Raw genomic sequence first — 14044 nt, 5'->3', positions numbered from 1 at the left:
AAATTGAACAAGTAGTGTGGAGAGGTGTTTCCGGGGAGATGTTCTTCACGGAAAACTCCGGGGCATCTTGTCTACCTGTGGGAAATAGCAAGCGAGACGCTTGCACTACTTATTTTTAGATGATTCCTAAATGGCGTTGCCTAATTACAGGATTTTGTCAATCAAGGATGTCTGCAATCAAAAACAGATACTTCGGTGTCGTTACTCAACAACGGAGAAGAAAATCCTCTAAAAACAGAAGTTGCGATCGCACAACGCCAAATTTTGTTATCCCTGAGTTGTAGCTATATTATTCTATGCGTTAATGTCAACCACAGCAGATTTACGGTCATAAAAATATCCGCGTTTGGCGAAGTTGATTTTTCCCTGTTTTTGAGTTGAACTAAGTTTGCTTGGCTCAGGGGATTGGTAGAACTATAGATTAACTGGCAATATCATGTTCGGATAATCACTTACAATTAAAATTCTCCGCGTCTCTCAGTCTCCGTGTCACTCTTAACGATAAGTATTCAACCGGACATGATATCACCTGTTCCTTTTCCCCTTGCCCTCTAACCTATTCCCACTCAATAGTTCCAGGTGGTTTTGAGGTAATATCTAACACTACACGGTTGACTCCCTTAACCTCGTTGACTATGCGATTGGAAATCACTTCCAATACATCATAGGGAACCCTAGCCCAATCTGCTGTCATGCCATCTTCACTGGTGACAATTCGCAATACAATGGGATAGGCATAGGTTCGCTGGTCGCCCATGACACCCACACTTTTAATTGGTAGCAAGACCGCAAAAGCCTGCCAGTAATCATGGTACAAGCCATTTTGGTTAATTTCTTGCCGGACAATTAAATCAGCGTCGCGTAAAATATTTAACTTTTCGGCGGTGACTTTCCCCAAGATACGAATCGCTAAACCGGGACCAGGGAACGGATGGCGGTTAACAATTTCTTCTGGTAGCCCGATATTACGTCCAACTTTGCGAACTTCGTCTTTGAATAGTTTTCGCAGGGGTTCTATCAGTGTAAATCTGAGGTCTTTGGGTAATCCGCCAACGTTGTGGTGACTTTTAATTTTCACCGCTACCCGCTCGCCCGTTTTGGGATCGACGTTCGTGTCAGCAGACTCAATTACGTCGGGGTATAGAGTACCCTGTGCTAAATAATCAAAAGGTCCTAACCGTTTTGACTCTTCCTCAAATACCCGAATAAATTCGTGCCCAATAATGCGGCGTTTTTCTTCAGGGTCGCTAACACCCGCCAGGGCATTTAAAAAGCGATCGCGCGCATTTACATACTCTACTGGAATATGAAACTCTTCTTTGAACAACTTCATTAAGCGTTCTGGTTCCAACTTCCGCATAAAGCCTTGATCGATGAACATGCAGGTGAGTTGGTCACCAATGGCTTTGTGTAACAAAAATGCTAATGTCGAAGAATCAACTCCCCCAGATAGGGCTAATAAAACCCGCTTGTTACCAACGCGGGCGCGTATTTCCCGAATTGATTCTTCCACGAAGGCTTCCGTTGTCCAGGTTGGTTCGCAGTCACAAATGTGATAGACAAAATTACGTATTAATGCCAATCCACCCAGAGAATGTACGACTTCCGGATGGAACTGTACACCATATAATTTTTGCTCATGACTAGCGATCGCGGCACAAGGTGTATTCTCTGTATGTGCTAACAACTCAAATCCTGAAGGCATTTTTTGCACTGAGTCCCCATGGCTCATCCACATTGTTGTGCCATCTTCAACGTTGGTGAGTAAATCTGTTGGATCATCGATATACAGTGACGCTTTCCCATATTCTCCACGGGTTGCACGGGATACTTCTCCACCTAGTTGCTGCACCATTAGCTGCATCCCGTAGCATACACCCATTATGGGTATTCCCAATTCCCAAATTTCTGGATCGCATTTCGGTGCATTGTCATCGTAAACTGAACTTGGACCACCCGAAAGAATAATTCCTTTGGGATTTAGTTGACGAAGTTGTTCGGCTGTGGTGCGATAAGAAAGGACTTCTGAATATACATGAGTCTCGCGAATGCGACGAGCGATTAATTCTGAATACTGCGAGCCGAAATCAAGGATAACAATTATTTGACGATTAACAAGCCTTACAGACTGAGAAATCTGAGATGCTTCTTCTGTTGGTAGAGTCACCACTGTATTCATGACGGGGGGAGTGTGTGTAAATGTAACGCGGTCAACGTTGCCCTATGCTTCATATTAATACCATCTTTCATACGTATGGGCATTTAACGTATGATCAACTCCTCACAAATGCAGATTAACTACATTTGTCTAGGTTTGCCTCACCAAAAAATGGAATATTCGGGAAAGTATAGATGGTATTAGATAAAAAAAAGTAGCCAAGAGTGGTTACTGAAATAGATATTTATTGGAATTATTTATGATTATTCATAATAAGTTAACATAAATTTGCGTTTGGCGAACAACTAGTTAGACTTTTTACAATATCTTGATATGCTATGGGATTTTTTTAGTTAATATAAAAACTTCTTAAATGTGAAATTACTGATAATTTTATTCTGCCTCTATGATTCTCAAACTCTTGTATATCAAACTTGTGAATGAATTAGAAACTATTAAGGCAAGTTTAATTATTGGAATGCATGTATTGTATTTAACTGGAAATTCATCGGAAATTCAGTTTAACAGGCGATCGCCTCCATCAAGATATTTTGAATGATATTTTGAATGGGATAAATTATGGGTGGAGTACAAGTTTTCCCTGAAAAATAAAAATGAATATGTGTATTTTAATACCTATAGATAATCTTCTTAGGCTTGGCAAGTTAAGTTGGTTACATGCCTAAATTAGATAATCGGACTTGCATGACATCCCAAGATAAACTCTGTTCCAGATAACGAGGTGCGTCTGGATTATAGGGACTTGCGACTATATCAATACTGAGGATTTTAGCATCATCAGGTAAAACTGGAACATCGGGGTCAAAGTTGGTTGGGCGTACTAAAGAACTAGAAAAGCCTTTAAATATGGCAATTTGATCTTCCTCGCCGTTAATTTCGACTGTGACGAGTAAAACCTGTTGAGGATGTTTGATTGTGTACTGTTCAAGCCGTTTACCAATCATAAAAACTTGGGAGTGTTGAGTATTGAGTGGCAGCAGAAGAGAAAGTAAGGAGCGAAGAGAAGAACGAGAACGTTGCTGAATCAGGAGATATCTGTTGATACATCATTATTTCTCCGCATCTTCCTGTCTCCCTCCGCGTCTATTCGCTAATAATTCTACTGTTCTATTGCTGTACGTCCTTGTTTGCCGAGTTTAAAGATGACAAAGTAACCGAAGAATATAATGTAAAGAATTAAACCTAAAATTCCCAAGATTCCCAGGAAATTTGCTGTGGTATTTTTGTGGAAAATTTCCTTGAAAACTAGAGGCGCTTCAAACCAAACTTGACAATAATTTGATTTGAGGGTGTTTGAGGAGAAAGCACAACCGACAAATGGAATTGATGCGATCGCCCCTAATGCACAATACAATGTAGTAGCCCATCGCCAAGAGGTAAAAACTAGCTTCATGAAGCTATTGGGTTGATATTCAATTTCATCGTTTAAGTCTACCCAAAACCATAATGAGAGGGGAATCAGAATCCTTGCCATCAATCCCGAAATAAAGCTAAGTTGGTATTGTGCGATCGCTAAGTAGAGAGTGATAGCGAACAAACTTGCCACTCGCCAGTAAATTGCCAACAAGTGCTGCATCGTTTGATTTTTTTGCCCAAATGCCCATATAAACAAACCTAAAGGTATGATTAGGGTAAACAATATTGCCAGTCGAAAATCAAGCCAGACTAGCCAGCGAAACCAAACATCTTTCATAATTACTCAAAAATTTACTCAATTTAAGTATTAACACCATAACAATTTAACTTCATCATCAAGACTTGCAAGTTTTTTAGTCAGATATCCCCTAAAATTTTTGATGTTTTTGATATAGGGCAGTCAGCATCTCTAGACTGACGTGGTAAATCGTTAACGGCGAACCAGTAAACCCAAACATATAACCAAGATATAAAAAGACAAGCAACTCTAAGATTAATCTTAGTTGCTTGCCTGAATGCCGAATGGCAGAATAACTAACGCTAAGACAAGGCGCTAAATATTCTAATCTTCGTAAACTCTGCACTCGACAGCCTCTGGGTTGTCATCGCAATATTGTTCAAGAGAGTTTTTTTGTTTTTGTTGGCGCTGGTGAGAAGCTTCCGCTTGAAGTTCTTCAACGGCATCCCAAGCAGCAGCACATTCAGCAGAGTTTGCACCTGTCACATCACAAACTGCACGGGCTTGTTCGAGTTCGGTTTGGATTTTGTCTTGAATATCACTCATGATCATTGCCTAAATAATTCTTGATTGTACCAGTATATAAAAAATAGGAAAATTGCCTTTGAGTTCGGTCTCACGAATATATCTGGGGAGTTGTTGCTGAATATGCTTGCTACACTACACTCCACGACAAATATAGTAATTTACGCATCGAAGGTAAATATACCTCAGTTTTTTTAATATTTCTATTAGTTATATTCACCATCAGAATTGCAATATAAAATAGCTTCAAGTGTAGTAATGATAGAGATAGAGGCTCTATCTTTCTAGGAATAGAACGATTCTGAATATAAAATCTCTGGCACCACAAAACCCTAGTATCCTCACAAGCTAACGAACTGACAAAAATATGGCAGATCAAATGCAGTGGGCAAACGCCCTATCAACCCGTCCTTCATTGGAAGCAGCTATTACTGAAGTGGTCGATCGCGCGACTTCGTTATTGACAAAACCTGCTGATTTGGGACTGGTATTTATTTCGTCTGCTTTTACTAGTGAGTATTCGCGGGTGTTACCCTTATTGACTGAAAAGTTATCACTACCGGTTTTAGTTGGTTGTTGTGGAGGTGGTATAATTGGTACGACTTTATATGGCGATACTCAAGAGTTGGAATCTGAGCCAGCTTTGAGTTTAACTTTAGCCTATTTGCCAGAGATTAAGGTGCAACCTTTTTATGTTGAAGGTGATGATTTACCAGATTTAGATGGTTCTCCCAATGCTTGGGTGAATTTTATTGGAGTTTCACCCAATCCCACGCCACAATTCATTCTCTTTTCTGGTTCTTTCTCCGCAGGCGTTAACGATTTATTACAGGGCATTGACTTTGCTTATCCTGGCTCGAAAACAGTGGGAGGACAGGCAACTGGGGGTGGTTTTGGTAGTCGAATTGCTTTGTTCTGCAATGTTCGCGGAGATTCAACTTTGGAGAATCGCATTTATCGTGATGGTGTGCTGGGACTGGCGTTAAGTGGCAAAATTACTTTAGATACGATTGTGGCGCAAGGTTGTAGACCAATTGGTCAACCGTTTCAAGTGACTAAAGGCGATCGCAATATTATTCTTGAACTAAATGAACAAAATCCCCTCATCGTTTTACGCGATTTGATTGCCAATCTCAGCGATGAAGAACGAATATTAGCTCAGAATTGGTTGTTTGTTGGCGTTGCCATGGATGAATTTAAACAGGAATTACAACCAGGTGATTTTTTGATTCGCAGCATCTTGGGAGTCGATCCATCCGCAGGTGCGATCGCAATTGGTGATAAAGTACGTCCAGGACAGCGCTTACAATTCCACATTCGCGATGCACAAACTTCAAAAGAAGACTTGGAATATCTCCTGCAACGCTATCAAAACCAAAATCCCCAAACCAGTTCACCAATCGGTGCATTAATGTTCTCATGTATGGGAAGGGGTGAAGGACTGTACGGAAAACCTAATTTTGACTCACAACTATTCCACCGCTATTTTCATAATATTCCCCTGAGTGGATTTTTCTGCGGCGGCGAAATTGGTCCTGTGGGGGGTAGCACTTTTCTCCATGCCTTTACTTCGGTGTTTGGCATCTTAAAAAGTGAGTAATGACTGGGCTTTAGATTTCACTCCCTTTCCCCCACCATAATTCCTCTTCCCGTCAATGCCACATACAACAAATTCGAGGTACGCATATCTCCTTCCATATACGTAATTCCCGGAAATTGTAAGATATTGGGGTCGCTAATGGGGAACCAATTTTTACCCATGTCCTCGGATTTATAGATACTTTCCTTTGTCGCATTGCCAACTTTACCAAATATGTAAATATACGGAATGTTCGCCGCTTTTCCCTTGCCGAATGCTACAAATTCGCAGCTTTTCACAGATGCCACAATCTTAAACGTCTTACCACCATCAGTCGAATGATATAGAGGATTTCCATTCACATCTTCAGGGTTACGGGCAAAACTCATCCACACATCACCTTGCTGCGCGGGATTGGGCACTATAGCCGGACGAAGTACCCAACTGGGAAATTTCTCCGCTTTGCTTTTGCGCCAATTGACACCACCATCAAGACTGTAATAAAAAGCACTACCATCAAAATAATAAAAAGTCTTGCCTTGGGAGTCTTTTCTATCTGCTGCCAAAATATAGGAACTCACCCACGGGTTGATGCTATTTCCCCAGGACTTTGGTAAAGCATTGTAATGTAGGTGGTCGTTATTCTTCTCATCAAAAGGTTCTGGTTTGGGTTTATGGTCAAGATTACGGGATAGTTGCCAAGTTTTACCACCATTAGTAGTGTAATGTGTCCAAGTCCCCCATGTTGGCGACCACACCATATTTTGGGGATTAGTTGGAGATATGGCAATTTGTCCAGCAATTGCCGATACCTTCTCTTTCCCCGATTTATCCTTTTTCCACAGTTCCTCAGTGGGAACACTGGCAAAAGCTTGCCAATTTTTACCATTGTCGTTCGATATCCCATGTATTCCCCAAAACCCTTGCCACTGGTGAAAACCCACAAATGCCATGCGATCGGGATGACTGTAGGAATAGTCAATTCCAGTGGCTCCAGCTATATGGGGAAAGGGTTGGGGGTAAAACTTCCAGTCGGGATTTGCCCATTTGAAAGCAGGATTGATGGGTATATTTTTGGGGCTAATACTAGCTGTCGGCACTTGGTTGCGGTTGATGTGGCGAAAGCCGATTTTATCCTGCACCGCACTGATTAAATCAGCACCTCCCTGGGCTTTGGGTTTGGGCGGAACTCTTACCATATTTGAGTCCAACTCCTCCAAATTATTCATCATCCATTTATAAACGGGAGTTTTCGCTGTCACATCATCGGTACGAGCAACTCCCCAACCATTTGTCCACCAAACTTGTTTTGGATTGCTGGGGTTTATTTTAATTGTGGCTGCGCCTGTAGAAGCGTATGCTTGGTAGTAGCCTGGTGCGGAAGTATTGACGGTATCTTGGGGATGATTCGCGTCAAATGCACCCATTGCCATTGTTTGTTTCTGCCAAGTTTTACCACCGTTGGTAGAACGGTAAACAAACTTATCGGATACAGCCATGACTGTATTGGCTTGGTTCAACTGTACCGTGACAGATGAATATACTCGTCCTTTGCCATCGGGAGTAATTTCCGTCCATGCACCATTTTGATATCTACGCAGGCTACCTGTGGTATTTTTGCCATCCCGTCCCCAGGTTCCAAATGCTACATACAATGTACCATCATTAGCGATCGCACTCCGCAGGGGATTGTCTGCACCTTGGATATTTTGCCAAGTTTTTCCGGCATCTTGGCTTTGCCAGACACCGCTACCATGAACCCCAACGTAGATATTTTGTGTTGATTTATTTGAGTTTCCTGTGCGTTTGTCGAATGTGATGAATGTAAAGCCGGGGATATCTTCGTTATCTTTGCCGTTGGATTTTTTGTATTCTGGTAAACTGGTGACTGGGGGTAAACCACCTGTGATTTGTGCCCAATCACTATTCCCATTTTTTCGCCATAAACCGTGACGACGTGAGGCAAAGTAAATAATTTGGGAATTATTGGGATCAACTGCTAATCTTTCACCTGTATCGGCGCGGTATAATTGGTTGGCACCGATATATACATGATGTTTACCTAAGCCGGTTGCTTGCCAAGATTGTCCCCGGTTATGGGAAACCATGATTTCACCGGAATATTTATATTTTTGCTTGCCGTCTTTATCGGTAAAAATTTCCTGATGGCAAGTGACAGCAGCATAAATGCGGTTGGGCTGAGATTCATCTACAGCAATACTTTCGACTCCGACTCCTCCTTTGGAAAAGTTAGTATTAAACATATCCATAAGAGGTAGCCAGGAATGGTGATATTTACCTCCCGAAGGAGTATCATACCGATAAATTCCCCCAATATCAGTACGCACATAAACATCATAGGGAGTTTGCGGAGCAATTACTAAGCCCGTTACATAACCCATTCCCTGAATATTCACATTCCGCCAGCTAAAGGAATTTTTTAATGCTGTTGATTTGCCTTTGCGAACTGTTGGTGGTGCTTTTGCTTCTACTAAAGTGGGTTGGGGTGAAGAAATTGAGACTGCTAAGGAATTTTCACCAGTAGGTGTGGGGGTGCAAGCATTCATAACCAACAACATCAGGGCTACAAATGCAGAAAGTACCAGAAAATAACCTCTTGATGGTAGATGTATTGTGGGAAACTTCATTATTTTTGTGCGATTGGAGCATCTACGATAAAACTGACGCGGAGAAAAATTAAGAATAGCTGGTGAACTACTACTAGTCTGTCAATTTTGTTTTGAGGGATTTTTGGTAGTGCGGAGAGGAGTTTCTGGGGAGATATTCTTCACGGAAAAATCCGGAGACGAAAAGCCCACGTGAGCGAGACGCTCACACTACAGTCCCTCATTTCAACCCTGACAGACTACTACTACTTCTCTAACGGTAATTGAATTGTAAAAGTGCTTCCTAACCCTTCGCCGGGACTATTTACAAAAATACTACCACCATGTAATTCTGTAATATGATGCGCGATCGCGAGTCCTAATCCTAAGCCTTGATGACGGTTATTGTTATCTGCTTGTTGGTAACGCTCAAATATTTGCGGTAAAAATTCTGGTGTGATGCCAATTCCGGAATCTTTGACGGTGACTATAGCATATTTTTGGCAAAAACTATCATCTTGCATGATTTTCATAGATAAATAGACTTCAATACTGCCCTCTTCTGGAGTAAATTTAATAGCATTAGAAAGTAAATTACCTAATACTTGTTGTAAGCGATTGGGATCACCAGAAATGAGCGGCAGAGAGTCATCAAGTTGGCTAATCAAGCGGATATTTTTCGTGCTGGCGCTAGGGTAAGCAGTTTCAACTGCGGTGGCAACAATAGTATAAAGATTAACTAGAGATAAATCGAGGTGTAATGTGCCTCGGAGGATGCGGGAGATATCTAGTAAATCTTCGAGGATTTTGGCTTGGGATTTAGCATTACGTTCGATGATTTCCAGGGCGCGGTTCATGGCAACTTCGTCAAGCTGGCGAGTTCTCAGGAGTGTAGACCAGCCAATAATCGCATTTAGGGGCGATCGCAAATCATGTGATACCATGGCGACAAAGTCATCTTTGGCACGATTGGCAGTTTCAGCTTCCGCGCGGGCAAGTTTTTCTGACTCTAAAAAAAGGTTGCGTTCGGCTTCCAGTTGCTTGATTTCGTGAATATTTGTACTTGTTCCGAACCATTTCCAAATTTTTCCTTCTTTGTCAACCATTGGTAAGGCGCGTGCCAAAAACCAGTGGTAGCTGTCATCTTTACAACAACGGTAACGCATTTCTGCTTCGTATAATTTACCTGTGCTTAAAGCTTCCTTCCAAGTCTGGATGGTGCGTTCAGAATCTTCGGGATGTAGCACTTGTATCCAGCCCCAACCAAGTGCTTCTTCCATAGATTGCCCAGTAAATTCCTGCCAGCGTTGGTTAAAATACTCACATTCACCGTTGGGATTGCAAATCCAAACCAACTGTGGGACAGCTTCCGATAAATAACGGTAACGTTCTTCGCTTTGTCGCAAAGCTTCTTCTGCGCGTCTTTGTTCTGCGAGTGCGGTTTTTTCGGCTGTGATGTCTGTTGTACTCCCAACCAAACGGATGATTTTTCCTTGTTCATTCCTAATTGCCAGTCCCCTATCCAAAATATGGCGATAACTGCCATCTTTATGACGGACTCGATATTCGTGGCTAAAATGGTCGGGGCAGGAAATGATATCCTCAAGTTCCGCACGCATATTTTGTATATATTTTCTGTCATCAGGATGAATTAGTTGCCACCACCATTCTTGGGTTGGTTCTGCTTCATCTAGGGTATAACCAACAATATCTTTTAATGCTTCGGTACGCTCAACGCGATTATTTTCAAAGTTCCATTCATAAATTAGGCAATTAACCGCCTCCGTAGCCAGTCGAAAGCGGTTGTGACTCTGGCGTAATTGTTCCTCAGCCTGTTTTTTCGCGGTGACATCGCGCCAAGAGACAACAAAACCATCCCCCAGTTTCGAGATGCGAGCATCAATCAGGCGAGTAATGATATGATTACCACGATGGAACTTGTAGGCGATCGCTTCTTTTTCTAAAGCTTCTCCAGTTTCCACAACCTGGCAATATTCTGCAAATAATCCCATTTCTCGTTGTGAGGGGAAAATCTCAAAGGCTAATTTGCCAACTTGCTCCTCCGGACTCATCATAGTGGATTTGCAAGCGGCAGGATTCACATAATCGATGCGGAAATCAACTATTTTTCCGTCTGTATCCCTGACAGCAGAGTAAATACCAAAGCAATCGAGCAGGTTTTCAATGGAAGTCCGAAAACGTTCCTCACTGCGACGCAATTCATGGCGCAAACGGACATTTTCAATTGCTGAATGGAGGCTGGAGAGGATTATTTCTGGTGTGATTTTCCCCTTAACTAAATAGTCTTGCACACCATTTTTCATTGCATCTACAGCAATGGACTCATCGCCTTGCCCTGTGAGCATAATTACGGCTGGTAAATTTTCCCCTACCAGTTGTTTCAGTTCCGCCATAAATTCCAACCCATCAATATCTGGCAGCAAAAAATCCAGCAAAATTCCATCGGGTTGACAGTAATGCAGTAGTTGCAAACCGCCTGCACCCGTTTCTGCTTCTAAAATGGTATACTGGTAGTTAACGTCCTGCTGTAAATAGCGACGATAAACTTCCCGGTCTTCCAGAGAATCATCAATAATTAGAACTGTTAGCTGTTGAGTCATGGCTAACGGAAACACTGTTGGGTAAAATCACAATATCCAACCAATATTTGACAAAGTTTTCAATTGTTTGCATCAAACGACTCATATCAATTGGTTTCAGTATATAACTTGTGATGCAATAGCTATAACATATATCAATATCTCTGGGATTTGAGGAGGTTGTAAATATGACAATCGGAATATTTTTCAGATCATTATCTTGTTTGATTTGTTCAAGAACTTCCCGTCCATCGGTTCCTGGTAAATTCAAATCTAGTAAAATGATTGAGGGACGAGGAGCAGTTTGGGCATTATCATAATTGCCCCGATGGTAAAGAAAGTCCAGTGCTTCATCTCCATCAGTACATCGAAATATCGGGTTAACTACCTCTTGACGGCACAAAATGCGGATAAAAGCTTCAAAATCTTCATCGCTATCTTCAACTACTAATATGGGTTGAGTTGCATTACCAATCATAGGGATAGGGGATAGGATATGTAGTTAGCAATGTTGAGAGTCACTATTTCTCGATGTTTCCTACTCAGTAATATTAAGTCTGGATAATCAGTTACCACTAATTTTTCTCAGCGTCAAGCTCAAAAATAACTATTTAAAAGGATTTGAGCTAATTAACGATCTGGTTGTAATGTAAAGTAAAACGTACTTCCTTGACCGTAAATTGATTCTAACCAAATATTGCCGCCGTGGCGTTCAACAATTTTCTTAGCAATTGTCAGTCCAGCACCAGTACCCCCTCCATATTTACTGGGTGCGTGCAAACGTTTAAAAATGCGAAAAATCCCTTCAAAGTGTTTTTCACGAATACCAATCCCGTTGTCGCGGACATAAAATATTAATGGATGTGATTCTTCCAGATAACTAATTTCAATCCACTTTTCTGGGCTATCATTATATTTAATTGCATTAGTAATCAGGTTACTAAAAACCTCACCAATTTGAATGCGATCGCAAGATATTGTTGGTAATATTTTAGGTATACGAATCTCTACTTTTGTTTCTTCAATTCGCGCTCTCAACAAGTCTAAAATTTGGCAGACAACATCGTTTAAATTTGTTTCTTGCATCGATAAATCGACTCTTCCCAGCCGCGAAAAATGCAGCAACGACTCGATTAAGTCCTCCATTCGCTGCGTTAAACGCATTAATGTTTGCAGCTTAGATTTACCAGCATTATTCAAGATTTCCCCATAGTCCTCAATCAGAAAGCTGGAATAATTATGAATTCCTCGCAACGGTTCTTTTAAATCATGGGAAGCAATATAAGCAAATGCATCTAATTCTTTGTTGCTGCGTTCTAACTCAAAATTCAATTTTGCTAATTCATCTGCTTTTCGCAAAATCACTCCCAAAATTGTACTGCGTAATTCTAAAGCGGAATTTATCTCACAGGGTTTCCACGGTAGGGATTTTCTCCGTACAGTTTCTTTCCATAAATCAAACGACTTACGCGGTGATAAACGCAATTCTCCATTTCCAGAAACTTCAACAGGTTTATGAGGATTTCCGCCCCAATTCAGCGTTTGGATGACTTCTGGACGAAACCATAATACATAATTTTTCTGACTTTTAGCTATAGATAGGGCAAGCACACCGCTAGCAATATCTTTAAAATTTTCTGCTGGAGGATAATAATTAAATAAACAATCGGTTGCAAAAATATCTTCCTGACAATTCTGATTAACTAATTCCCATAAATTTTGGATTTCTGCGGCTGGGGGTACGTCACCCACAAAATAATATTTATCCTCAAAGCATATCGCTGCACCCTGGGCATTGACTAAATCCAAGATATTCGGCTGATAGGAAATTAAACCATGAATGAAATCACCTTCAAGCGACATATATTCAACTAACTTGCTGTGAACAGACTTCAGCAAAATTTTATAATCAAAATCTTCATTATCTTCCTTAGCTACCATTTCCAATGAAGCAATTCGCCCTAAAAATTCACAAGCATGACGAATTTCATACTGTACATATTTCGGTGTTTGATGATGACAAGATATCAATCCCCACAGTTGTTGATTTTTAATGATTGAAATCGACATTGATGCCTGCAAACCCATATTTTGCATGTATTTGATGTGCAAAGGAGAGACACTCCGTAACACAGAATCACTCAAATCTAGTGGCTGGTTTGTGAGGGGATTATTTGTGGGGATAATTGCTGTCGGCTGATAATTTACATCAGGAATTAAACGTAACCAATTACGACAATAAAGCTGTCGTGCTTGTTGAGGAATATCGGAAGCGGGATAATGTAAATTTAGATATGAAGTCATATTCTCGACTTTGTCTTCAGCGATGACTTTACCGTTCCAATTCTCATCAAATCGATAGATCATCACCCGATCAAAATTACTTATTCTCCGCACTTCTCCAACTAAAATCTGACTCAATTCAGTCAAATTACTGGCATTTTGTAATTTAGATAGGGCAGATTTAACCAAATGATAAAAATTAAAAAAATTATTTTTCTTTTCCTGTGCGAATTCTAATTCTAAAATTATTACCCCTTCAGAACGATGAATAATTCCATCAAAAAATAGGTTTTTATCTAATGTTTTTATATGAATTTCAATTGGATTAATAGCTTGTAAGTCCTCCTGTTGCAAACAATCATTTAACAAAATTATTTGTTCTGGTTCCAATAACTTACTTAAATCTTGATTGAGCAATTCTTGAGGATGTAAATTCAAAAAAGAAAATGTATTATCACTAACTTGGATAATCTGCAAATTAGATTCCTGTAAAACTAACATAACTCCATGAGGTTGCAGAGTTCCAGGAAATTGAATTGGTTCGCGATCGCAATTACTTAAATCGACTTGAAATCCTTGGTCTATATAATGAATATTAGCTTGATTAAATGTCACAAT

At 40.7% G+C, this 14044-nt stretch carries 9 protein-coding genes; 1 reads left to right on the top strand and 8 read right to left on the bottom strand.

Annotated features, from left to right (window positions below):
* Positions 1-556 precede the first annotated feature (556 nt).
* The 4 genes from guaA to VB733_RS08840 form a co-directional block, all read right to left on the bottom strand.
* On the bottom strand, positions 557-2179 hold the full coding sequence (gene guaA / locus VB733_RS08855; RefSeq protein ID WP_323339712.1) for a glutamine-hydrolyzing GMP synthase: 1623 nt from the start codon (positions 2177-2179) through the stop codon (positions 557-559).
* Between the two features lie 653 nt (positions 2180-2832).
* Complete coding sequence (locus VB733_RS08850; protein ID WP_323339711.1) at positions 2833-3123, bottom strand: hypothetical protein; 291 nt, start codon at positions 3121-3123, stop codon at positions 2833-2835.
* Positions 3124-3278: 155 nt separating this feature from the next.
* A complete protein-coding gene (locus VB733_RS08845; RefSeq protein ID WP_323339769.1) occupies positions 3279-3875 on the bottom strand; it encodes a DUF3177 family protein in 597 nt (198 codons plus the stop codon).
* 282 nt (positions 3876-4157) lie between these two features.
* Entirely contained in the window at positions 4158-4379 is a 222-nt protein-coding gene (locus VB733_RS08840) for a Calvin cycle protein CP12 (protein ID WP_323339710.1), read from the bottom strand.
* Positions 4380-4725: 346 nt separating this feature from the next.
* Here VB733_RS08840 and VB733_RS08835 point away from each other — a divergent pair, with 346 nt between their 5' ends.
* Positions 4726-5958, top strand: coding sequence for an FIST signal transduction protein (locus VB733_RS08835; protein WP_323339709.1), 1233 nt, complete (start codon positions 4726-4728; stop codon positions 5956-5958).
* A gap of 17 nt (positions 5959-5975) precedes the next feature.
* On the opposite strand, the gene VB733_RS08830 is transcribed toward VB733_RS08835, so the two are convergent.
* The 4 genes from VB733_RS08830 to VB733_RS08815 all read right to left on the bottom strand — a co-directional run bounded on the left by VB733_RS08830 (position 5976) and on the right by VB733_RS08815 (position 14041).
* Positions 5976-8585 (bottom strand): exo-alpha-sialidase, encoded by a 2610-nt coding sequence (locus VB733_RS08830; RefSeq protein WP_323339708.1) that lies wholly within the window; start codon positions 8583-8585, stop codon positions 5976-5978.
* A 224-nt stretch (positions 8586-8809) separates the two neighbouring features.
* Entirely contained in the window at positions 8810-11164 is a 2355-nt protein-coding gene (locus VB733_RS08825; RefSeq protein ID WP_323339707.1) for a PAS domain-containing protein, read from the bottom strand.
* A complete protein-coding gene (locus VB733_RS08820) occupies positions 11133-11621 on the bottom strand; it encodes a response regulator (RefSeq protein ID WP_323339706.1) in 489 nt (162 codons plus the stop codon). Before VB733_RS08820 ends, VB733_RS08825 begins: the two co-directional genes overlap by 32 nt.
* Positions 11622-11773: 152 nt before the next feature.
* Positions 11774-14041, bottom strand: coding sequence for an ATP-binding protein (locus tag VB733_RS08815; RefSeq protein ID WP_323339705.1), 2268 nt, complete (start codon positions 14039-14041; stop codon positions 11774-11776).
* Positions 14042-14044 lie beyond the last annotated feature (3 nt).

It is taken from the genome of Calothrix sp. UHCC 0171 (assembly GCF_034931845.1).
Taxonomy (GTDB): Bacteria; Cyanobacteriota; Cyanobacteriia; order Cyanobacteriales; family Nostocaceae; genus Brunnivagina.
Note: the sequence above shows the minus strand (reverse complement) of the source record. Positions and strands in the feature narration are given on the sequence as shown.

Excerpts from the sequence above, each read along its gene's own strand:
- guaA (WP_323339712.1), bottom strand. The coding sequence starts at position 2,179 with ATGAATACAGTGGTGACTCTACCAACAGAAGAAGCATCTCAGATTTCT.
- VB733_RS08850 (WP_323339711.1), bottom strand. The coding sequence starts at position 3,123 with ATGATTGGTAAACGGCTTGAACAGTACACAATCAAACATCCTCAACAG.
- VB733_RS08840 (WP_323339710.1), bottom strand. The coding sequence starts at position 4,379 with ATGAGTGATATTCAAGACAAAATCCAAACCGAACTCGAACAAGCCCGT.
- VB733_RS08835 (WP_323339709.1), top strand. The coding sequence starts at position 4,726 with ATGGCAGATCAAATGCAGTGGGCAAACGCCCTATCAACCCGTCCTTCA.
- VB733_RS08830 (WP_323339708.1), bottom strand. The coding sequence starts at position 8,585 with ATGAAGTTTCCCACAATACATCTACCATCAAGAGGTTATTTTCTGGTA.
- VB733_RS08825 (WP_323339707.1), bottom strand. The coding sequence starts at position 11,164 with ATGACTCAACAGCTAACAGTTCTAATTATTGATGATTCTCTGGAAGAC.
- VB733_RS08820 (WP_323339706.1), bottom strand. The coding sequence starts at position 11,621 with ATGATTGGTAATGCAACTCAACCCATATTAGTAGTTGAAGATAGCGAT.